23 protein-coding genes are annotated in these 18,717 nt (G+C 62.8%); 10 read left to right on the top strand and 13 right to left on the bottom strand.

The window, feature by feature from the left end:
- Positions 1-13: 13 nt before the first annotated feature.
- The 3 genes from ACFWXH_RS20720 to ACFWXH_RS20710 all read left to right on the top strand — a co-directional run bounded on the left by ACFWXH_RS20720 (position 14) and on the right by ACFWXH_RS20710 (position 2,563).
- Positions 14-1,183 carry an NAD(P)/FAD-dependent oxidoreductase gene (locus ACFWXH_RS20720; RefSeq protein ID WP_379123242.1) on the top strand — a complete coding sequence of 390 codons (1,170 nt, stop codon included), beginning with the start codon at positions 14-16 and terminating at the stop codon, positions 1,181-1,183.
- A gap of 96 nt (positions 1,184-1,279) precedes the next feature.
- A complete protein-coding gene (locus tag ACFWXH_RS20715) occupies positions 1,280-1,414 on the top strand; it encodes a hypothetical protein (RefSeq protein WP_280138609.1) in 135 nt (44 codons plus the stop codon).
- A gap of 114 nt (positions 1,415-1,528) precedes the next feature.
- Positions 1,529-2,563, top strand: coding sequence for an aspartate-semialdehyde dehydrogenase (locus ACFWXH_RS20710; RefSeq protein WP_379123241.1), 1,035 nt, complete (start codon positions 1,529-1,531; stop codon positions 2,561-2,563).
- Between the two features lie 286 nt (positions 2,564-2,849).
- Here the strand turns inward: ACFWXH_RS20710 and leuC are convergent, their stop codons facing one another.
- Both leuC and ACFWXH_RS20700 read right to left on the bottom strand, forming a co-directional pair.
- A complete protein-coding gene (leuC, locus tag ACFWXH_RS20705; RefSeq protein ID WP_054310440.1) occupies positions 2,850-4,259 on the bottom strand; it encodes a 3-isopropylmalate dehydratase large subunit in 1,410 nt (469 codons plus the stop codon).
- Between the two features lie 85 nt (positions 4,260-4,344).
- Entirely contained in the window at positions 4,345-4,569 is a 225-nt protein-coding gene (locus ACFWXH_RS20700; protein ID WP_379123312.1) for a hypothetical protein, read from the bottom strand.
- Between the two features lie 99 nt (positions 4,570-4,668).
- Between ACFWXH_RS20700 and ACFWXH_RS20695 the strand changes: the two genes are divergently transcribed.
- Positions 4,669-5,289, top strand: a complete 621-nt coding sequence (locus ACFWXH_RS20695; protein WP_379123240.1) for a DUF1287 domain-containing protein — start codon at positions 4,669-4,671, stop codon at positions 5,287-5,289.
- Positions 5,290-5,324: 35 nt separating this feature from the next.
- Here ACFWXH_RS20695 and ACFWXH_RS20690 read toward each other — a convergent pair whose 3' ends face one another.
- The 3 genes from ACFWXH_RS20690 to ACFWXH_RS20680 form a co-directional block, all read right to left on the bottom strand.
- On the bottom strand, positions 5,325-5,960 hold the full coding sequence (locus tag ACFWXH_RS20690; protein WP_054310437.1) for a class I SAM-dependent methyltransferase: 636 nt from the start codon (positions 5,958-5,960) through the stop codon (positions 5,325-5,327).
- A gap of 157 nt (positions 5,961-6,117) precedes the next feature.
- On the bottom strand, positions 6,118-6,870 hold the full coding sequence (locus ACFWXH_RS20685) for an amino acid ABC transporter permease (protein ID WP_082407354.1): 753 nt from the start codon (positions 6,868-6,870) through the stop codon (positions 6,118-6,120).
- Between the two features lie 62 nt (positions 6,871-6,932).
- On the bottom strand, positions 6,933-7,295 hold the full coding sequence (locus ACFWXH_RS20680) for a helix-turn-helix domain-containing protein (protein WP_054310435.1): 363 nt from the start codon (positions 7,293-7,295) through the stop codon (positions 6,933-6,935).
- Positions 7,296-7,359: 64 nt separating this feature from the next.
- Here ACFWXH_RS20680 and ACFWXH_RS20675 point away from each other — a divergent pair, with 64 nt between their 5' ends.
- Entirely contained in the window at positions 7,360-7,746 is a 387-nt protein-coding gene (locus ACFWXH_RS20675; RefSeq protein ID WP_379123239.1) for a YybH family protein, read from the top strand.
- 122 nt (positions 7,747-7,868) lie between these two features.
- On the opposite strand, the gene ACFWXH_RS20670 is transcribed toward ACFWXH_RS20675, so the two are convergent.
- From ACFWXH_RS20670 to rplS, 4 genes are all read right to left on the bottom strand, one after another.
- Positions 7,869-8,666, bottom strand: a complete 798-nt coding sequence (locus tag ACFWXH_RS20670) for a transporter substrate-binding domain-containing protein (protein ID WP_379123238.1) — start codon at positions 8,664-8,666, stop codon at positions 7,869-7,871.
- A 160-nt stretch (positions 8,667-8,826) separates the two neighbouring features.
- A complete protein-coding gene (locus tag ACFWXH_RS20665) occupies positions 8,827-9,339 on the bottom strand; it encodes a MarR family winged helix-turn-helix transcriptional regulator (RefSeq protein ID WP_379123237.1) in 513 nt (170 codons plus the stop codon).
- On the bottom strand, positions 9,336-9,755 hold the full coding sequence (locus tag ACFWXH_RS20660; RefSeq protein WP_054310431.1) for an organic hydroperoxide resistance protein: 420 nt from the start codon (positions 9,753-9,755) through the stop codon (positions 9,336-9,338). Before ACFWXH_RS20660 ends, ACFWXH_RS20665 begins: the two co-directional genes overlap by 4 nt.
- Before the next feature lie 171 nt (positions 9,756-9,926).
- Entirely contained in the window at positions 9,927-10,466 is a 540-nt protein-coding gene (rplS, locus tag ACFWXH_RS20655; RefSeq protein WP_054310430.1) for a 50S ribosomal protein L19, read from the bottom strand.
- A gap of 287 nt (positions 10,467-10,753) precedes the next feature.
- Between rplS and ACFWXH_RS20650 the strand changes: the two genes are divergently transcribed.
- Complete coding sequence (locus ACFWXH_RS20650; RefSeq protein WP_379123236.1) at positions 10,754-11,653, top strand: alpha/beta fold hydrolase; 900 nt, start codon at positions 10,754-10,756, stop codon at positions 11,651-11,653.
- Between the two features lie 164 nt (positions 11,654-11,817).
- Complete coding sequence (locus ACFWXH_RS20645) at positions 11,818-12,570, top strand: sulfite exporter TauE/SafE family protein (protein WP_054310428.1); 753 nt, start codon at positions 11,818-11,820, stop codon at positions 12,568-12,570.
- A 3-nt stretch (positions 12,571-12,573) separates the two neighbouring features.
- Here the strand turns inward: ACFWXH_RS20645 and trmD are convergent, their stop codons facing one another.
- Positions 12,574-13,263: a tRNA (guanosine(37)-N1)-methyltransferase TrmD gene (gene trmD, locus ACFWXH_RS20640; protein WP_379123235.1), complete on the bottom strand. Its 690-nt coding sequence runs from the start codon at positions 13,261-13,263 to the stop codon at positions 12,574-12,576.
- On the bottom strand, positions 13,260-13,874 hold the full coding sequence (rimM, locus tag ACFWXH_RS20635; RefSeq protein WP_379123234.1) for a ribosome maturation factor RimM: 615 nt from the start codon (positions 13,872-13,874) through the stop codon (positions 13,260-13,262). Before rimM ends, trmD begins: the two co-directional genes overlap by 4 nt.
- Positions 13,875-13,943: 69 nt before the next feature.
- Here rimM and ACFWXH_RS20630 point away from each other — a divergent pair, with 69 nt between their 5' ends.
- Together ACFWXH_RS20630 and ACFWXH_RS20625 are read left to right on the top strand one after the other, a co-directional pair.
- Positions 13,944-14,882 (top strand): tyrosine recombinase XerC, encoded by a 939-nt coding sequence (locus ACFWXH_RS20630; RefSeq protein ID WP_379123233.1) that lies wholly within the window; start codon positions 13,944-13,946, stop codon positions 14,880-14,882.
- Between the two features lie 81 nt (positions 14,883-14,963).
- Positions 14,964-16,031, top strand: a complete 1,068-nt coding sequence (locus tag ACFWXH_RS20625) for a TraB/GumN family protein (RefSeq protein ID WP_379123232.1) — start codon at positions 14,964-14,966, stop codon at positions 16,029-16,031.
- On the opposite strand, the gene ACFWXH_RS20620 is transcribed toward ACFWXH_RS20625, so the two are convergent.
- Entirely contained in the window at positions 16,024-16,491 is a 468-nt protein-coding gene (locus tag ACFWXH_RS20620) for a DUF2867 domain-containing protein (RefSeq protein WP_379123231.1), read from the bottom strand. The two genes, ACFWXH_RS20625 and ACFWXH_RS20620, sit on opposite strands and share 8 nt — an antisense overlap.
- A gap of 326 nt (positions 16,492-16,817) precedes the next feature.
- Between ACFWXH_RS20620 and ACFWXH_RS20615 the strand changes: the two genes are divergently transcribed.
- Positions 16,818-17,105 carry a hypothetical protein gene (locus tag ACFWXH_RS20615; protein ID WP_054310422.1) on the top strand — a complete coding sequence of 96 codons (288 nt, stop codon included), beginning with the start codon at positions 16,818-16,820 and terminating at the stop codon, positions 17,103-17,105.
- Positions 17,106-17,291: 186 nt separating this feature from the next.
- Here ACFWXH_RS20615 and lpdA read toward each other — a convergent pair whose 3' ends face one another.
- Positions 17,292-18,698, bottom strand: coding sequence for a dihydrolipoyl dehydrogenase (gene lpdA, locus ACFWXH_RS20610; protein ID WP_379123230.1), 1,407 nt, complete (start codon positions 18,696-18,698; stop codon positions 17,292-17,294).
- Positions 18,699-18,717: the final 19 nt, after the last annotated feature.

The following is an 18,717-nucleotide window of genomic DNA, read 5'->3' as shown; positions in this document are numbered from 1 at the left end:
CGGAACGGACTTCATGGCGCAATACGACATCGTGATCATCGGCGGGGCCATTGTTGGCGCCTCGGTCGCCTACTATCTGCGCGAGGAAGGCTTCACTGGCTCCATCGCACTGGTCGAGCGCGATCCGCAATTCGCCCATGCTGCAACGACGCTGTCCTGTGCCTCCATCCGCCAGCAGTTCTCCATCCCGGAAAACATCCGTCTGTCGCAGTTCACGCTGAAATTGTTCCGGCGGCTGAAGGAAGAATTCGGCGAGGATGCCGATATCGGCTTCCGCGAAGGCGGCTATCTGATCCTGGCCGGCGAGAACGGCCTGCCGATCCTGAAGGCCAATCACGACGTGCAGGTGGCCGAGGGCGCCGATATCGTGCTGGAGGACGCCGAGGCGCTGACCCGCCGTTTCGCCTGGTTGTCGGCGGAAGGCATCACCGCCGGTGCCTATGGCCGCTCCGGCGAGGGCTGGTTCGATGCGCACGCCTATCTGCAGCTGTTTCGCAAGGCGTTGCGCACCAAGTCGGTCGACCTGATCACCGCTTCCGTCACCGCCATTGCCCGCCAGGGCGATCAGGTCCAGTCGGTGACGCTCGACAATGGCGAGACGCTGCAGGCGGGCATCGTCGTCAACGCCGCCGGCCCCAATGCCGGCAAGGTCTCGGCCATGGCTGGGCTCGAACTGCCGGTCGAGCCGCGCAAGCGCTCGGTGTTCGTGTTCGAGGCGCGCGAGCGCTACGAAGACCTGCCGCTGCTGGTTGACCCCAGCGGCATCTATGTGCGCCCGGAAGGCTCGGTCTACATCACCGGCGGTGCCGAGCCGGAGGAAGGTGAGCTTGCCGCCGACCCGACCGATTTCGAGCCGGACTGGTCGTTGTTCGAAGAAACGATCTGGCCGGTGCTCGCCACCCGCATTCCCGCCTTCGAGGCGATCAAGATGACACGCGCCTGGGCTGGCCACTATGACTACAACACGCTCGACCAGAACGCGGTGATCGGCCCGCATCCGCAGGTGAAGAATTTCATCTTCGCCAACGGCTTCTCGGGCCACGGCCTGCAGCAGGCGCCGGCGGTCGGCAAGGCACTGGCCGAGCTGATCATGCACGGCAGCTATCGCAGCATCGACTGCTCAGCCCTCGGTTATGCCCGCGTGGCGGAAGGCAGGCCGTTCCGCGAGCTCAACGTGATCTGACCGCCACAGGCGGGCCGAACTTCATCGCCAGTCCCTGGCTGCGATTGACTCTTGACGCAATCGGCGTAAAAGCCCGCTCCGAACAGGAACGTCTCCATGCGCGGCCTTATCATGGCTCTTTTCGCATTCGACTTCCCCGGCCATGGCAACATGGTTGCGGGCGGGCGGCAGCGTGCGCTCCTGTCCTCGACCAAAACTACGGCCAAAAAAACCACCGTCACCACGGTCTGATCTCCCTTGGCCTGCTCGCCCTCTCCCCGGGTCCGGCCCGAGGGAGGCGAGACCCGCAGTGGCCGGCGGGTTTCTCCAAGCAAAGCGAGCGGAGAGCGACAGGAGAATTTTTCGATGGGTTTCAAGGTTGCGGTAGTCGGCGCCACGGGCAATGTGGGTCGCGAAATGCTGAACATTCTGGAAGAACGCGGCTTTCCGGTCAGCGAAGTGGTGGCACTCGCTTCGCGGCGCAGCCAGGGCACCGAAGTGTCCTTCGGCGACAAGACGCTGAAGGTGAAGGCGCTGGAGGGCTACGACTTCTCCGACACCGACATCGCCGTCATGTCGGCCGGCGGCAACGTCTCGAAGGAATGGTCGCCCAAGATCGGCAAGCAAGGCTGCGTCGTCATCGATAATTCGTCGGCGTTCCGCTACGATCCGGAAGTGCCGCTGATCGTCCCGGAAGTGAACCCGGACGCGATCGAAGGCTTCTCCAAGAAGAACATCATCGCCAACCCGAACTGTTCGACCGCACAGCTGGTCGTTGCGCTGAAGCCGCTGCATGAGGCGGCGACCATCAAGCGCATCGTGGTGGCGACCTACCAGTCGGTGTCGGGTGCCGGCAAGGAAGGCATGGACGAGCTGTTCACGCAGACCCGCGCCGTCTTCGTCGCCGACCCGGTCGAGGCCAAGAAGTTCACCAAGCGCATCGCCTTCAACGTCATCCCGCATATCGACGTGTTCATGGAAGACGGCTCCACCAAGGAAGAGTGGAAGATGGTGGCCGAGACCAAGAAGATGCTCGACCCCAAGATCAAGCTGACGGCCACCTGCGTGCGCGTGCCTGTTTTCATCGGCCATTCGGAAGCGGTCAATGTCGAGTTCGAGAAGCCGATCACGGCTGACGAAGCGCGCGACATCCTGCGCGAGGCACCCGGTTGCCTGGTCATCGACAAGCGTGAGGACGGCGGCTACATCACGCCGATCGAATCCGCCGGCGAAGACGCCACCTACATCTCGCGCATCCGCGAGGACTCCACCCTCGACAACGCCCTCAACATGTGGATCGTCTCCGACAATCTGCGCAAGGGCGCTGCTCTCAATGCCGTGCAGATCGCCGAACTGCTCATCGAGCGCGGCCTGATCCAGCCGAAGAAGAAGGCGGCTTAGTTTCGTCCTCACGCTGTCGCCGCTTCGCGGCTCGCTCCGGACAGGGCGCGCCACGAGGCGCGACGCACGGTCGTACTTGCGGTCTTTGACCGTTGGTTGCGCTCACGGGCCGTATCGCCGCCCGCTGGGCGGCTGGCCCTCCGCGAGGGCGCCGGACGACCGGCGGCCCGCGGTCGCGGGCTTAAATCGGCGTTTCGCCCTCTCAAAGAACATCCTCTAAAAACAAAGGCCCCCGGCATATTTATGCCGGGGGCCTTTGCGTTCTAGATACTCTTGTCGAGCGCGATTAGTTCCAGTCGCGGATGTCGACGAAGTGGCCGGCGATCGCGGCGGCTGCGGCCATGGCCGGCGACACCAGGTGCGTGCGGCCCTTGAAGCCCTGACGGCCTTCGAAATTGCGGTTCGAAGTCGAGGCGCAGCGCTCATGCGGCTTGAGGCGGTCATCGTTCATGGCCAGGCACATCGAGCAGCCCGGCTCGCGCCAGTCGAAACCGGCCTCGATGAAGATCTTGTCCAGCCCTTCGGCCTCGGCCTGCTCCTTCACAAGGCCGGAACCCGGCACGATCATGGCGTTGACGGTCGCTGCGACTTTCTTGCCCTTGGCGACGGCTGCGACCGCGCGCAGATCCTCGATGCGGCCATTGGTGCAGGAGCCGATGAAGACACGATCGAGCTTGATGTCGGTGATCTTGGTGCCTGGTTCGAGACCCATATATTCGAGCGCACGCTTCTTGGAGTTGCGCTTGTTCTCGTCATCGATCTCGTCGGGGTTTGGCACGACGCCGAGCACCGAGGTCACGTCCTCGGGCGAGGAACCCCAGGTGACGATGGGCGGCAGCTTGCCGGCATCCAGCACCACGACCTTGTCGTAGTGGGCGCCCTCGTCCGAGTGCAGCGTCTTCCAGTAGTCCAGCGCCATGTCCCAGGCTTCGCCCTGCGGCGCGCGCGGCTTGTCCTTTACATAGGCGAAGGTGGTCTCGTCCGGCGCGATCAGGCCGGCACGGGCACCGCCCTCGATCGACATGTTGCAGATGGTCATACGGCCTTCCATCGACAGCGCGCGGATCGCCTCGCCCGCATATTCGATGACATAGCCGGTGCCGCCGGCGGTGCCGATCTCGCCGATGATGGCGAGGATGATGTCCTTGGCGGTGACGCCTTCCGGCAGCTGGCCGTCGACACGCACCAGCATGTTCTTGGCCTTCTTCTGGATCAGCGTCTGGGTGGCGAGCACGTGCTCGACTTCCGAGGTGCCGATGCCATGCGCCAAAGCACCGAAAGCGCCATGGGTGGAGGTGTGGCTGTCGCCGCAGACGATGGTCATGCCCGGCAGGGTGAAGCCCTGCTCGGGGCCGATGATGTGGACGATGCCCTGGCGGCGATCCTTCTCGGAATAATACTCGACACCAAAATCGGCAGCGTTCTTGGCCAGCGCCTCGACCTGGATGCGGCTTTCCTCGTTCTTGATGCCGTTCACGCGGTCCGGCGAGGTCGGCACGTTATGGTCGACAACGGCGAGCGTCTTTTCCGGATGGCGAACCTTGCGGCCGGCCATACGCAGGCCTTCGAAAGCCTGCGGGCTGGTCACTTCATGCACGAGGTGGCGGTCGATCCACAGCAGGCAGGTGCCATCGTCCTGGCGATCGACCACGTGTTCGTCGAAAATCTTGTCGTAGAGGGTGCGCGGTGCGCTCATGTGCGTAAATCCGTCGATATGAAGCAGGGAAGATGACGCGCCGGCTGAATATAGGCGCAGTCGGCCGTCAGCTAAGGCGATGAAATCACCTTAGTCGGCTGGTCAGCGCGCCGGAAATGCGGGCGAAAAAGCGCGCGGGCAGGCGTTTCTTGTCCTGCAGCACGAAGCCCTTGTAGGCCGGATCGCCGAAAAGCTCTTCCATCGCCTCGCTCATACCAATCTTTTGCAGGATCGGCAATTGGCGCCGGTTGGAGCGCCGCGCGTCCGTTCGGACGCGCAAAGGACGCTCTAACACTTTGAAGCTGCGCATCGTGCTTTCCGAAAATCGATTCCGATTTTCGGGCCGATGCGCAGGGCCGCAATTAAGCCTGAAATCTCGATTGCCTTGAGCGGCCAATGAGGAGCCGCCATGGTCGACCGCCGTACCGTCCTGACATCCCTGGCGCTGGCAGCCTGTCCGGTGTTGCTACCGCGTCCGGCGTTGGCCGCAGCTCAATCGCAACCGTGGACCACGCGGCTGGTCGATGCGGCGCTCGACCAGGTTGGCGTGACCGTCATCTACGACCCGGCCTATGTACGGCTCGCCTATCCCGGCGGTGATGTTCCCTCAGAACGTGGCGTGTGCACCGATGTGGTGGTGCGCGCTTATCGGAAGGCGTTCGACGTCGACCTGCAGCGGCTGGTCAACGAGGACATGCGTGCGGCGTTCTCCGCCTATCCAACGATATGGGGCCGGAAGCGGCCGGACCGGAACATCGATCACCGACGTGTTCCCAATCTGGAAACCTTCTTCAGGCGAAAGGGCGCGGCGCTCGATGTCGTCGACGATCCGGCAGCCTATCGGCCGGGTGATCTGGTGACCCAGCGGCTGCCCGGCAACCTGCCGCACATTGCCATCGTCACCGGCCGGATGACGCCTGACGGCCAGCGTCCGCTTGTGGTCCATAACATCGGTGCCGGCGCCAAGGTCGAGGACACGCTGTTCGCCTTCCGCGTGGTCGGCCACTTCCGTTTCTCGCCCGACGCCTAATTCATTCTGGCTGGCCCGTGTGGTGAGCGCTGCCGTTACAGGACCTCGAACACGAAAGTCTTCACCTGCGCGTCCGGCTCGGCGACGGCATAGCAGCGGAACCAAGGGCTTTCTTCGAGCGGCCGCCATTTGCCGGCCTGCTCCAACTCGGTGAAGACGTCCCGGAAGCCACCGGCTTCGAACACCTGGTCGCGCACGGTGAAGATGGCATGGCCGCCGCTTTTCGTAATGCGCACCAGTTCGTGCAGGCCGGAAGCCGGCGCGTGACCGATGGTGAAGACACCCGTAGAGAAAAAAGCGCGGAAATGCCCGTCCGGCCATGGCAGTGGACCACCGAGCATTGCCTTTTTCAGGTCGCCATAGGTCTGTCTGCCTGCGGCGACCTGCAGCATTTCGTCGGACAGGTCGAGCCCGGCAAGGTCGGAATAGCCAAGCGCCTTGATCTGCGGACCGGTTAGGCCGGTGCCGCAGCCGGCATCGAGCAATGGACCCTCGCCAGCCGCAACATAGCGCGTCACCCAGGCCGTAATCAGGAAGGGCAGCAGGTAGCCGAGCGAGGCAGTTTCACTGTCATAGCTTGCCGCCCAGGCGGCATAGGCCGCATCCAGGGCATCGGGCGAACCGGCGCCATAGACGGAATCCAGCGCCGCGTGTGCCTTGTCGGTGTCCATCGTCTCTCTCCCTGCGGCCATCCTTCTGGCCAGCGTGGAAGCGAACGGCATCGGCGTCAACCTAAGAGCGTTTCCGTTTTCACGGAAACGCGGAAACGCCCTGCAGGCTGTCCTACGCAAACCGCTACGCGCTTTTGCTGGAATTGCGCCAAGGACGTCAACCCAGGCGCTGGCTGCGCCGCATACGCTGCTCCAGGGCCCTGAGCGCCAAGGACAGGCTGACGGTGAGGGTCAGGTAGATGTAGGCGACAATGGAATAGGTTTCGAAGAAGCGAAACGAGCCGGAGGCATAGATCTTGCCCATCTGGGTGATGTCGGCGACTCCGAGCACCGAGACCAACGAGGAATCCTTGGTGATCGCGATGAAGTCGTTGCCGAGCGGCGGCAGGATGACCCTGATCGCCTGCGGCATGACGATCAGCCGGAAGCGCTGTCCACGATTCAGGCCGAGTGCCTTGGCAGCCTCGATCTGGCCGATGTCGACCGACTGGATGCCGGCGCGGAAAATCTCGGCGATGAAGGGCGAGTAGCCGAAGGCGAGTGCGATGATGGCGCGCCACAGCAGCGATACCTCGCGCACCAGCAGCGCATCCATGTAGCCGGCTTGTTGCAGAGGCAGGGTAATGAAATTCCAGCCCGCGACAAAGGCGGGTACGCCGGCAAAGGCGATCCAGAACAAAAGCACCAGCACCGGAATGCCGCGCATGATCTCGACGTAAAAGCGCGCAGCCTGCCGCAGCCAGATCGAGCCAGACAGCCCCATCAGCGCGATACCAAGGCCGATCGTCGCCGCCAGCAGAAACGCGACCAGCGCAACGAATATGGTGATACCGATCCCTTGCGCGACCGTGGCGAAGACCTGAGCGTAGATGTCGCTCGTGGCGATCGCAATCGCTGCAACCATCGCCATGGTGGCAGCTACCGCCAACCACCAGGGAAATTCCTTGGCCTGCTTGCCGGACGCGATCGGGGTCAATGTCGCGGCTCGCGAAAGGAGGAAGGAAGCGTCTCGAAGCGATCGAGAATAGCGACGACCTGGCGGCCGCCGTCGGACAGCGCATAGACGACGCCGCGCGGGAAGGTGGAGACCGCATGGCGGTTAATCAATCCACGCTGCATCAGGCCATCGAGCCGCTCCGACAGCACCTTTGCAGTGATGCCGGGCAGAAGGGCTATCAATTCGCCGTGCCGCCTGGCGCCCACGGACAAATGCCACAGCACCAGTGCGTTCCAGCGGTGACCGAGGAAGGCCAGCCAGTCCTCGACCGGGCACAGGTCCGGCCGGCGCGGCGCCGGCGTTTGTAAGCTGGCTTCGGCCATCGCCGGTTCGGTCATGTTGGGTTCCCGTTTGGATAGTTTTGAAACGACATGGTTCTGTTCTCCAAACAGGAGAAAGCCAATGTCAAGAAAAGTCTATCGACCAGCCGAGTTGAATGGAGCCTTCGCGGCCGCCCGCAACGCCGGAAATCTCGATGAGTTGCTTTCGCTCTATGAAGAGGACGCGCAGCTGCTGGTGGATGCGAGCGGGGCGAGCCTCACTGGCAAGGCCGCGATCGCGACAGAACTGAAGAGGCTCATCGAATTGCCCGGCACCATGGTGTCGAACAACACGTTCTGCGTCGAACATGGCGATCTGGCGCTGCTGCGCGCCGATTTCACGCTCACCGACGAAAAAGGCGCCGTCGTCTATTCCGGCTTTACCGCCGAAATCGTCCGCAGGCAGACGGATGGCATATGGCTCTATGTGATCGATCATGCCGGCGCCAGCCGTTATGGCGCCGGCTGATTTCAACCTAGCGCATCGGCCCGAAAATCGGAATCGATTTTCGGAAAGCACGATGCGCAGCTTCAAAGTTTTAGAGCGTCCTTTGCGCGTCCGAATGGACGCGCGGCGCTCTAAGTGGCTGATTACTGGCCAATCTTGTAGTCGAGGAACCACTTCTTGTTCAGCGTCTCGATTGTGCCGTCGGCCTTGAGGGCTGCGATGGCCTCGTTGACCGGCTTCACGATGTCCGAGCCCTTGGCGAAGATGAAGCCGAAATCCTCGGTGCCGAGGGGACCGCCGACAAGCTTCAGCTTGCCTTCGGAGGCGTCGACGTAGCCCTTGCCGGCAGTCGAATCGGTGAGCACAACATCGACGTCGCCTGATTTGAGTGCCTGCACGGTGGCGCCGAAGGTCTCGAACAGCTTGATGCGCGGGTTCTGCTCATTGCCGTCCAGCACGGAATAAACGGCGGTGTAGAAAGGCGAAGTGCCCGGCTGCGCGCCGATCAGACCGTCCTTGAGGGCCGCGAAGCTCTTGGCGTCGTTGAAGCGGCTTTCATCGCCGCGCACCAGCATGAACTGCTCGTTGCGCATGTATGGCTCGGAGAAATCGACCTTGGCCTTGCGCTCGTCATTGATGGTGATGCCGGTCATGCCGATGTCGTATTGCTTGTCGGCCACAGCCTGGATCATCGCATCCCAGGAAGTGTTCTGGTATTCGACCTTGAAGTTCAGCCGCTTGGCGATCTCGTTCATGAAATCATATTCCCAGCCGATCTGCTTGCCCGACTTAGGGTCGACGAACTGCAGCGGCGGGTAGGCGTTTTCCGTCACCACCACGACCTTCTTGCCGGCAAGGTCGGGCAAGGTCTGGGCCGCGGCCGCAATCGGCGCGAGAAGGCAGGCGGCAATCGCGGCCAGCACGAGTTTCGATCTGATCATGAGACTTCCCCCGAAGAACAAGGACCGCGCGGGAATTCCGTCGACGGTCGAAAAAGATCGCCGACATTAGCCTTCCAGCACGGCCTTGCAAGCCGCCACGCTGCAGCTGGAACGAAGAAACTGGAATTCGATACCGGGAAGAGGCCGGATTCGGAACGAATTATCTTTCGCTGCCTTGTTCGACCGCAGTTGCCTCGGTTTCCAAGGCGCGCAACTGACCAACGAGTCCGTTCAGCGTGTCGCGCAGCTTGGCCAACTCGACCGGTTCGAGCGGCAACTGGCAGCCAAGGGCCTCCTGGATACCGCCGGCTGCAGCGCGCAGCGCCTCACCCTCGGCGGTCGGCTGCACCAGCACGCGGCGCTCGTCGGCAGGGTCGCGACGGCGGCTGATGAGCCCGCCCGCCTCCATACGCTTCAGCAGCGGCGTCAGCGTGGCCGGGTCGAGGCCGAGCGTGTCACCCAGCTCGCCAACGGTGCGCGGCGCCTTTTCCCACAACGCCAGCATGGTGAGATATTGGGGATAGGTCAGCCCGAGCGGCGCCAGCAGCGGACGATAGAGCTTCGTCATCAGGCCGCTGGCAGAATAGAGCGCAAAGCAAAGCTGCCGGTCGAGCCGGGGCGTTTGCACCCGGCTCTCGGTGGTCTTTTCAATGTCAGTGCCTGAAAGAGTCATCCCGCCTTCACCGAAAGAGCGACGTCGACATTGCCCCTGAGTGCGTTGGAATAAGGACATACCTTGTGCGCAGCGGCAACCAGCGCCTCGGCTGCAGCCTGATCCAGGCCCTTGGTTTCGGCGGTGAGTGCAGCACCCAACCGGAAACCGCCCTCGCCGTTCGGAAGAAGATCGATCTTCGCCGTCACGGCTGCGTCCGCCAGCGGCAGCTTCTGCTTGCCTGCAATGAAGCGCATGGCGCTTTCGAAACACGCGGAATAGCCGGCCGCGAAGAGCTGTTCGGGGTTGGTGGCGCCACCCTTGCCGCCCAGTTCCTTCGGCATGGCGAGGTCGAGGCTGAGCAGGCCGTCGCTGGACTTCACATGGCCGGCACGGCCGCCAACTGCACGGGCTTCGGTGGAATACAGAGCAGACATCGTTTTCTCCATTAACTTGTACACAAATCATTAGTGTACAAATTAAAAGGAGTCAACACCCTCTGCCCAGCCTCGCCGTCGTCTCGGTGAAACCTTCGATTGTGGGCTGACGGTGGAAAACAAAAAAGGCGGCCGCAGCCGCCTTTTCCAAATCGGTATTATCCGAAAATCTTATTCGGCAGCTGCGGTTTCCGCAGCAGCGGCGGCCTCAGCGGCAGCCTTCTTCTCGGCGGCTTCCTGAGCAGCCTTCTCGGCAGCCAGCGCCTCGGCGGCAGCGATCTTCTCGGCTTCGATCCTGGCCTTCTCGGCGGCGAGCGCTTCGCGCTCCTCGTCGTTCAGCTTGCGGGCGCGCACGCCGGTGTTCTCGGAGATACGAGCCGACTTGCCGCGACGATCGCGCAGGTAATAGAGCTTGGCGCGACGGACCTTACCGCGGCGGACGATCTCGACCGCTTCGAGCATCGGCGAGTAGACCGGGAACACACGCTCCACGCCTTCGCCGTACGAGATCTTGCGGACGGTGAAATTTTCCTGGAAGCCGGAGCCGGAACGGGCGATCACGACGCCCTCATAGGCCTGCACGCGGGTGCGGGTGCCTTCGGTGACGCGCACCTGGACGCGCACGGTGTCGCCGGGCTGGAATTCAGGCAGCTTGCGCTTGGCTTCGATCTTGGCGGCCTGTTCGGCCTCGAGCTGACGGATCAGATCCATCTCAAAAATCCACTTCTTGTTCTTCCGACAGCCAGAGCGCCCTGCACTTGCCTTGCAGTCTCCCAAAAATCACACTCGGGGACCGCTCGGCTATGCCTTCCATCCGAGGATGTCCGGCAGGGGCGACTACACCGCCATTGTTGACGGGTCCGGACGATCTTGTCCGGTTCGGCGCGGCACATAGCGCTATTTCGCGCATTTGTCACCTGTCCAACGGTATTTTTTACCGTGGCCGGTTGGTCGGGCCGTCTCCAGATGCCAGATTGGCGCTCCAAGGGGAGTTGCCCATGACTGGACCTTATCCCATTCGCTTCGCCCGCACAGCCCTGCTCGACATCGCCTATGAGGACCATGGCGAGCCAAATGGCGATCCGATCATCCTCCTGCATGGCTTTCCTTACGATCCGCGCGGCTATGACGAGGTCTGGCCGCTGCTGACAGCACGGGGCCAACGCGTGATCGTGCCTTATCTGCGTGGATACGGCCCAACGCGGTTCCGCTCCGAAGCAACGATGCGCTCGGGCCAGCAGGCGGCGATCGCGCAGGACCTTGTCGATCTGATGGACGCGTTGTCGATCGAAAAGGCGGCACTTGCCGGCTATGACTGGGGTGGCCGCGCTGCCTGCATCGTTGCGGCACTCTGGCCGGAACGCGCGCGCTGCCTGGTGAGCGGCGACGGCTACAACATCCAGAACATCCCGGCTTCGGCTAACCCGGCTTCGCCCGAAGCCGAATACCGCTACTGGTACCAATATTATTTCCATTCCGCCCGCGGCGTGCGCGGGCTGACGGAAAACCGCGAGGAACTCGGCCGGTTGTTGTGGAAGCTGTGGTCGCCGACCTGGGGTTTCAGAGACGACGATTTCGCTCGCAGCGCGGGATCCTTCCATAATCCGGATTTCGTCGAGATCGTCATCCATTCCTATCGCCACCGCTATGGCTATGCGCCGGGCGATCCTGTGCTGCAGGCAGTCGAAGACCGGCTTGCCAGGCAGCCGCTGATTTCCGTGCCGACGATTTCCCTGTGCGGCGCCGACGATGGCGTAGGCCCGCCGGACAAGGAGGATGGCCACCAGTTTTCCGGGCCGTTCGAGCGCCGGATCCTGCCCGGCGTCGGGCACAACATTCCGCAAGAAGCGCCAAAGGCGACGGCGAAAGCCCTGCTGGAACTGATCGGCAAGGGCTGAGATCGCTTGCGCGAAGGCAGTGCGCGCCCTAAACCTCGCTAGAGCAATTCCAGCAAAAGTGTGCAACGGTTTTGCGTCCGGAATTGCGTAAAAACAAAAAGTTAGAGCGTTTCCGCGTCTCCAAGAAAGGGGAAGCGCTCTAGAAGCTGGAGCCTGCCGACGCCTTGACGTTCATCGACGCCGCCATCCTCTTTGTCGCCGGCCTGCTCTCCGGCATCGTCAACGCCGTCGCCGGTGGCGGCACCTTCCTCACTTTCGGGGCGATGAGCGTGCTGGGCATTCCGCCGATCTCGGCCAATGCCACATCCTCGATCACACAATTTCCGGGCTATATCACGTCGACGCTGGCCTATTGGAGCGACATCCGCGCCATCTGGCGCAGTGCCCTGCTGCTTTGCATCGTCTCGGCCATAGGCGCGCTGGGCGGTGCGCTCCTGCTGCTGGCGCTCGACAACCCGTCTTTTCGTGCCATGGTGCCCTGGCTGCTGATCGCAGCAACCGCGCTGTTCGCCGCCGGCCCGTGGCTGAAGCCGAAACCGAAACCCGGCCAGCCAGCCGCCGTCGGCACCGTGCCAGGTGCCGCGATGCAGTTCGCAACCGCCATTTATGGCGGATTCTTCGGTGCCGGCATGGGGGTGATGATGCTGGCGACGCTGGGCCTGACCCAGAGCGGCGACTACCATCGCCTCAATGCGCTGAAGAACATGTTCTCCATCGTCATTGCCGCCGTTGCCATCCTGATCTTCGTGTCCGGCGGCGTGGTGTCCTGGCCGCAGGCGATCGTGATGATCCCGGCTGTCGCGGTCGGCGGTTATGTCGGCGTGTGGATCGCCAAGCGCGTGCCACAGAACGCGGTGCGCGGCTTCGTCATCGCCGTGGGATTGTTCCTGGCGGCGTATTATTTCCTGAAAGCCTAGCCGCTAGGACTTACCCGCAAGCAGGTCCGGTCGTCGTTGCGCAGTCAGCTCTTCCGCCTGTTCTTGCCGCCATGCCGCGATCCTGGCATGGTTTCCTGAAATCAGTACCTCGGGGATAGGTCGTCCCTCGAAGTCCTGTGGCCGCGTGTAATGCGGATGCTCGAGCAGGCCGTTTTCGAAACTCTCCTCCTCGCCGGAACGCTCATTGCCCATGACGCCGGGCAGAAGCCGGACAACCGCGTCGAGCAGGACCAGCGCTGCCGGCTCGCCGCCGGACAGGATGAAATCGCCGATGGAGACCTCTTCCAGGTCGCGCGCCTCGATCACACGCTGGTCGACGCCCTCAAAGCGGCCGCACAGGATGACGACACCTGGTCCCGCCGCCAGTTCACGCACGCGCGCCTGCGTCAGCGGTTTTCCACGCGGACTCATCAGAAGTTTCGGGCGCGGATCGCCTTCGGGCGCGGCGTGATCGATGGCGCGCGCCAGCACGTCGGCGCGCATCACCATGCCGGCACCGCCACCGGCCGGCGTGTCATCGACGGTGCGGTGCTTGTCCAAAGCGAAGTCTCGGATCTGGATCGCCTGCAAGGACCAGTCGCCGCGCTCCATCGCGCGGCCGGCGAGCGAAACGCCGAGCGCGCCCGGAAACATCTCTGGATAGAGCGTGAGGACGGAAGCCGAAAAGCTCACCGGTTGCCCCCGGCGTCCTTCGGACCACGGGGCCGGCGCTTTGCATCGAAGCCGTCATTGTCGGGAGCTGTTTCGCCGTCGGGTTCCCCGTCTTCATCGTCAACCAGGCCGGCCGCCGCCGGGTCGATGCGCACAAAGCCGCCGGCGATCGAAACTTCGGGTACGGCGGCCTGAGTAAAGGGGATAAGCACGCCCTTGCGCGAGCCAAGCGTGATGTCGAGGATGTCACCGCCGCCGAAATTCTGCACCGACACGATCTTGCCGATGGTCGCGCCGGCATCGTCCTTCACCGCAAGGCCCATCAGGTCGGTATGGTAGAATTCGTCCTCGTCGCCATCGTCGGGCAGAGCCGAGCGGTCGACGAAGAGCTCGACATTGGTCAGCGCTTCGGCGGCGTTGCGGTCATTGACGCCTTTGAAACGCACCACGACGACGTTGCCGGCCGGACGGATGTCGATGATCTCGAAGGCACGGCCGTCCTTGCCATAAAGCGGGCCGTAATCGGCAAGCGCCAGCGGATCGCCGGTGAAGGTTTTCACGCGCAGCTCGCCCCTGATGCCATGGGCGGCGCCGATCACGGCCATCTGGACGGGGTTTTTCAGTTTGCTCATCGGGCGCGCTTCATCGCTTGGTAACCTGAAAAGTAAATGCTTACTTATTCAACGGGACCCGCTCTGCCAATGCAGGAATTCCTCATCGCCGCCAAGCCGGACCTCCAGGCCGCCCGTGAAAGCTGGCTGAAGGCGCTGGCCGGTGAGCGCAGGCTGTCGGCATTGACGGTGGAGGCCTATGAGCGTGACACGCGCCAGTTCCTGCAGTTCCTGACCGGCCATGTCGGTGGTCCGGCAGGCATCGCCGATATCGCAGCCTTGCGCCCTGCCGACCTACGCGGCTTTCTCGCCCAACGCCGCAACGAGGGTGCCGGTGCCCGTACGCTGGGGCGCGGGCTTGCCGGCGTGCGCTCGCTGCTGCGTTTCCTGGAAAAGCGAGGATTGGCGAATGCTGCCGGTGCGGCGGCACTGCGAGCGCCGAAACAGCCGAAATCGCTGCCAAAACCGCTGACGGCCGCGGATGCGAGGCGTGTCGTTTCGACAAGCGAGCAACTCGCGGAGGAACCCTGGATCGCGGCACGCAACGCCGCCGTCCTCACCTTGCTGTATGGTTCGGGCCTGCGTATTTCCGAAGCGCTCGGGTTGACTGGTGCTGACCTTGCGCATGCGTCCGAAACGGTCCTGCGTGTGACCGGCAAGGGCGGCAAGGTGAGGCTGGTGCCGGTGCTGCCAGTCGCCTTCCAGGCGATCGCCGAATATCGCCGGCTCTGCCCGTATCATCTCAGCGAGGATGGGCTGCTGTTTCGCGGTGCCCGTGGAGGCCCGCTCAACGCGGCGATCGTGCAGCGGGAGATGGTGAAATTGCGTTCGGCGCTGAACTTGCCCGAGACAGCGACGCCGCATGCGCTGCGCCACTCCTTCGCCACACATCTGCTGGGACGCGGTGGCGACTTGCGCACCATCCAGGAATTGCTCGGCCATGCCAGCCTGTCGACGACCCAGATCTATACCGGTGTCGACACCGCTCGCCTGCTCGACATCTACGAGGCGGCGCACCCCCGGGCATGAGCTCTGTCCACGATCGGGGCGGTGACAATTTTCATCGCCCGATTAACCGTTTCGCCGCCTTTGGCGCCTAGAACAGTCGCCATGAATCTTGCCCCGACCAAGGCCGACCGCATCGCGCTCCTGTCGCTGAAGCTGCTTGCAGCGGTCAATGTGGTTCTGTTCCTGTCGTTCGTGGCGATGGCGCTGCTGGCCTCAAGCCGTGCGCACGCCGCGACGGTGGCCTGCAGCGGGGCCGATATGGTTGCCGGGCTGCAGAAGAGCGACCCGGCTGCCTATGCCGCGATCGAGAAGGAAGCGGCGGTCGTACCCAACGGCAAGGGCCTGCTGTGGAAGCTGGAAAAGCCTGGCGAAAAGCCGTCCTGGCTGTTCGGCACCATGCATATGACGGACCCGCGGGTGGTGACCTTGCCGCAAGCCGCGCAGAAGGCCTTCGATGGTGCCGAGACTGTGATCATCGAAACCACCGACGTGCTCGACCAGAGCAAGATGATGGCGGCGCTGGCCCAGGAGCCGGAGCTGATGATGTTCACCGACGGCAAGACGCTGAGCGCGTTCCTGTCGCCGGATGACGTCAAAGCATTGGACAAGGGCCTGGATGCGCGCGGCATTCCCTCTGCTTCGGTCGCCAAGATGAAACCGTGGATGCTGTCGGCCATAGTTTCACTGCCGGCTTGCGAGATGGCTCGCAAGAGCGAGGGAAAGCCGGTGCTCGACGTCAACCTGGCCGAACAGGCAAAGGCGGCGGGAAAGGACCTGCAGGGGTTGGAGACTGCCGCGGAGCAGTTGCGGGCCATGGCCTCGCTGCCGATGGAACAGCACATCAAAGGACTGATCGAGACGCTGAAGCTGGGCGACAGGATCAACGATGTGTCGGAAACGATGATCGTGCTCTACAGGCGTGGCGATATCGGCATGATCTGGCCGCTGTTTCGGGTGACGCTGCCGGATGCGGCGAAGGACGAGGAAGGCTACGCGGCCTTCGAGGAGGCCATGATCACCAAGCGCAACAAGACTATGGCTGAACGCGCCTTGCCGATCCTGGCCAAGGGAAACGCCTTCGTGGCGGTCGGCGCGCTGCACCTGCCCGGTGTAGATGGGCTGGTCGAGGATTTCCGCAGAGCGGGCTACACCGTCACTGCCGTCAACTGACTGCTCTCACCCGCGACAGCATCGCCGGCACGATGACACGGTGGAATGGCATGACGATTGCCAGATAGGCGCGGCCGAGCAGGTTGTGCGTGGCAACGAATGTCGAAGCGCTGACCGACTGCCGGCCACTGCCGAGCTCATTCACTTCGACCAACAGCCTGAAATCGAGATGCCGGTCATCGAGCCCGAGAACCACGACAGAGGGGCTTTCGTCGATCAAGGGAAACAGTCCGATTCGCTTCTGCCCTGCCGGCATGTCGGCAGGCCCCGTCTTCAGGCCGAATGGACGAACCATGAGATTGCGCAATGCCATCAGCCAGCCGATCCAGGCAGGCCTGCGCAGCATCACGCGTTCCGCAGCGCAGCGCGCATCGAGATGCTGGCCATCGACCTCGATTGAATAGCAGTCGAAGAATTGGGCTGCAGGCAGGATATCGCGAGGCTTGGAGAGATCGTGCATATCAGTCATCTCCGGCCGCGCCGGGTTTCCAGCTGAAACGCGCGGCATTCAATTCTAGCGTCGCTGCAACCATAGAATCAGCTGACCAAATGTCGCTGTCGCGATACCGTGAATTGCATCGACTGCACAATTTTCGATAGTAAAAAGCCGGCTATCAATTTGAATATATCAATTTTGCCCTGTTTCAGGGCAAAAAAGCTGGGTGATTTGCCGATTTTAACGTCACTGTCGTTGTTTTGACGCCTTGCGGCTTCTAGATTCAAAACACAATCACGCGTTGCGCGTCGATTGGCGTTGATTGATAACTTTCTCCCAGGAGGACTTCCATGGCGGATTCATCCAACAGCTCTCCAAGCTCTGGTGGTGGCGGCAGCGGCTGGCTGATCGCTCTCGTTATCGTCGTTCTGGCCGTCGTCGCGTATTTCGTCTTCGGCCGTAGCGGTGGGGAGGCTCCGGCACCTGCCGAAGCTCCGGCGGCCAGCACGCCGGCTCCAGCGCCTGCGCCTTCCGCTGAACCGGCCAAGCCAGCAGAACCAGCGCCTGCCGAGCCCGCGAAGCCTGCAGAACCTGCTCCGGCTCCAGCAAATCCGGCTCCGGCCGCTCCGGCCCAATAACCGGGGATGTCATGAAACGAAAACGGCCCGCCTTCTGGCGGGCCGTTTTCGTTTGATCGGACGGCTGCGGCGCAGCCGCGCCACTCAAAGCAATTCCAGGAAAAGTGTGTAACGGTTTTCCGTCCGGAATTGCGTAAAAACAAAGAGTTAGAGTGTTTCCGCGTTTCCGTGGAAAACGGAAACGCTCTAGAGATGGATCGGCTTGAAGAAGGTGGCGAGTGCTGCTTCCTTGACCGCCTCCGACATGGTCGGATGCGCATGGCAGGTCCGGGCGAGATCTTCCGACGAACCGCCGAATTCCATCAGCACGGTCGCCTCGTGGATCATCTCGCCGGCACCGAAGCCCAGAATGTGCACGCCGAGCACGCGGTCACTCGCCTTGTCCGCCAGGATCTTCACGAAACCGTCGGTGTGCAGCATGGCACGCGCGCGGCCATTGGCCGTGAACGGGAACTTGCCGATCTTGTAGTCGATACCGGCCTTCTTCAGTTCTTCCTCGGTCTTGCCGACGGAGGCCACTTCAGGGCTTGTGTAGACAACGCTCGGAATGACGTCGTAGTTCACATGACCGGCCTGGCCGGCAATGGTCTCAGCCACGGCGACACCCTCGTCCTCGGCCTTGTGCGCCAGCATCGGACCGGCCACCACGTCGCCGATCGCATAGATGCCCGGCACATTGGTGCGCAGATGACCATCGGTCTTGACGCGGCCGCGCTCGTCCACTTCCACGCCGGCCTCCTTGAGGTCGAGCGCATCGGTGTAGGGACGGCGTCCCGTGGCGATCAGCACCGCATCGGCCTCGATGGTTTCGGCAGCGCCACCCTTGACCGGCTCGAAGGTCACCGTCGCGCCCTTCTTGGCCTTGGCGACGGCCGTCACCTTGGCACCGAGCTTGAAGTCGAAACCCTGCTTGGCCAGCATGCGCTGGAACTGCTTGGACACTTCGCCATCCATGCCGCCGAGGATGGTGTCGAGATATTCGACCACGGTGACCTTGGCGCCCAGGCGCCCCCAGACCGAACCGAGCTCCAGGCCGATGACACCGCCGCCGACCACGACAAGATGGCCAGGCACCTTCTCCAGCGACAGCGCGCCGGTGGAGGAGACGATGACCTTCTCGTCGATATCGACCTTCACGCCCGGAATGCCGGCGACGTCGGAGCCGGTGGCGATGACGATGTTCTTCGCCTCGATTTCCTGCACCTTGCCGTCTTCGCCGGTGACGGAGACCTTGCCGGCCGACACCACCTTGCCGGTGCCGCGGAAGGCATCGATCTTGTTCTTCTTGAACAGGAAGGCGACGCCGTTGACGTTGGAGGCGACGGTCGCGTCCTTGTGCGCCAGCATCTTCTTCAGATTGAGCTTCGGGGTGCCGACCTCGACGCCGAGCGTATCGAAGGAATGCTGCGCTTCTGCCAGCATTTCGGAAGCATGCAGCAGCGCCTTGGATGGGATGCAGCCGATGTTGAGGCAGGTGCCGCCGTAGGTCTCGCGCTTCTCGACCACGGCCGTCTTCAGGCCAAGCTGCGCGGCCTTGATGGCGCACACATAGCCTCCAGGGCCAGATCCGATAACGACGACATCATAAGCCATGATCTTATCCTTCCTGCCT

Origin of the sequence: Mesorhizobium sp. NPDC059054 (assembly GCF_042739215.1) — a bacterium.
Taxonomy (GTDB): domain Bacteria; phylum Pseudomonadota; class Alphaproteobacteria; order Rhizobiales; family Rhizobiaceae; genus Mesorhizobium.
Note: the sequence above shows the minus strand (reverse complement) of the source record. Positions and strands in the feature narration are given on the sequence as shown.

Excerpts from the sequence above, each read along its gene's own strand:
- ACFWXH_RS20685 (WP_082407354.1), bottom strand. The coding sequence starts at position 6,870 with ATGGCGATGGTTGCAGCGATTGCGATCGCCACGAGCGACATCTACGCT.
- ACFWXH_RS20670 (WP_379123238.1), bottom strand. The coding sequence starts at position 8,666 with ATGATCAGATCGAAACTCGTGCTGGCCGCGATTGCCGCCTGCCTTCTC.
- ACFWXH_RS20700 (WP_379123312.1), bottom strand. The coding sequence starts at position 4,569 with ATGCGCAGCTTCAAAGTGTTAGAGCGTCCTTTGCGCGTCCGAACGGAC.
- rimM (WP_379123234.1), bottom strand. The coding sequence starts at position 13,874 with ATGAGCAAACTGAAAAACCCCGTCCAGATGGCCGTGATCGGCGCCGCC.
- ACFWXH_RS20680 (WP_054310435.1), bottom strand. The coding sequence starts at position 7,295 with ATGACCGAACCGGCGATGGCCGAAGCCAGCTTACAAACGCCGGCGCCG.
- lpdA (WP_379123230.1), bottom strand. The coding sequence starts at position 18,698 with ATGGCTTATGATGTCGTCGTTATCGGATCTGGCCCTGGAGGCTATGTG.
- ACFWXH_RS20690 (WP_054310437.1), bottom strand. The coding sequence starts at position 5,960 with ATGGACACCGACAAGGCACACGCGGCGCTGGATTCCGTCTATGGCGCC.
- ACFWXH_RS20650 (WP_379123236.1), top strand. The coding sequence starts at position 10,754 with ATGACTGGACCTTATCCCATTCGCTTCGCCCGCACAGCCCTGCTCGAC.
- ACFWXH_RS20665 (WP_379123237.1), bottom strand. The coding sequence starts at position 9,339 with ATGACTCTTTCAGGCACTGACATTGAAAAGACCACCGAGAGCCGGGTG.
- ACFWXH_RS20720 (WP_379123242.1), top strand. The coding sequence starts at position 14 with ATGGCGCAATACGACATCGTGATCATCGGCGGGGCCATTGTTGGCGCC.
- ACFWXH_RS20675 (WP_379123239.1), top strand. The coding sequence starts at position 7,360 with ATGTCAAGAAAAGTCTATCGACCAGCCGAGTTGAATGGAGCCTTCGCG.
- ACFWXH_RS20620 (WP_379123231.1), bottom strand. The coding sequence starts at position 16,491 with ATGCACGATCTCTCCAAGCCTCGCGATATCCTGCCTGCAGCCCAATTC.
- ACFWXH_RS20695 (WP_379123240.1), top strand. The coding sequence starts at position 4,669 with ATGGTCGACCGCCGTACCGTCCTGACATCCCTGGCGCTGGCAGCCTGT.
- ACFWXH_RS20660 (WP_054310431.1), bottom strand. The coding sequence starts at position 9,755 with ATGTCTGCTCTGTATTCCACCGAAGCCCGTGCAGTTGGCGGCCGTGCC.
- ACFWXH_RS20630 (WP_379123233.1), top strand. The coding sequence starts at position 13,944 with ATGCAGGAATTCCTCATCGCCGCCAAGCCGGACCTCCAGGCCGCCCGT.
- ACFWXH_RS20710 (WP_379123241.1), top strand. The coding sequence starts at position 1,529 with ATGGGTTTCAAGGTTGCGGTAGTCGGCGCCACGGGCAATGTGGGTCGC.
- ACFWXH_RS20615 (WP_054310422.1), top strand. The coding sequence starts at position 16,818 with ATGGCGGATTCATCCAACAGCTCTCCAAGCTCTGGTGGTGGCGGCAGC.
- leuC (WP_054310440.1), bottom strand. The coding sequence starts at position 4,259 with ATGAGCGCACCGCGCACCCTCTACGACAAGATTTTCGACGAACACGTG.
- ACFWXH_RS20625 (WP_379123232.1), top strand. The coding sequence starts at position 14,964 with ATGAATCTTGCCCCGACCAAGGCCGACCGCATCGCGCTCCTGTCGCTG.
- rplS (WP_054310430.1), bottom strand. The coding sequence starts at position 10,466 with ATGGATCTGATCCGTCAGCTCGAGGCCGAACAGGCCGCCAAGATCGAA.
- ACFWXH_RS20715 (WP_280138609.1), top strand. The coding sequence starts at position 1,280 with ATGCGCGGCCTTATCATGGCTCTTTTCGCATTCGACTTCCCCGGCCAT.